Below are 323 nucleotides of genomic sequence, written 5' to 3'. Positions count from 1 at the left end.
CTTTCGTTCGTCCGCCCTATGGTTCGATCACAAGTGTAGGAGCAAGTGTTATCCAGCGGCCAATCATCGAATGGTCGGTCGATTCAGAAGATTGGAAGACAAGAAATCCTGATTTGATTTTACAGAAGATCCAAGCAACAGTATACGATGGTGCAATTATTTTATTCCATGATATTTATCCTGAAACGATTCGTGCCGTTCCTCAAGTGATCGATTATCTGCAAGAGCAAGGGTACCGCATTACGACAGTGGGGGATTTATTAGGACATCCAACGACTGTCGAGAACTATTATGGCAGAAACGATCATCGGCCAGTCCAGTAA

General features: G+C 44.0%; 1 pseudogene. It reads left to right on the top strand.

Going from position 1 to position 323, the window contains the following annotated elements:
• Positions 1–323: pseudogene (locus tag HMPREF2961_RS08995) on the top strand (polysaccharide deacetylase family protein); the annotation flags it as partial.

The organism is Enterococcus sp. HMSC076E04, assembly GCF_001814285.1.
Taxonomy (GTDB): domain Bacteria; phylum Bacillota; class Bacilli; order Lactobacillales; family Enterococcaceae; genus Enterococcus_B; species Enterococcus_B lactis.
This window is presented reverse-complemented; position numbering and strand designations above follow the sequence as displayed.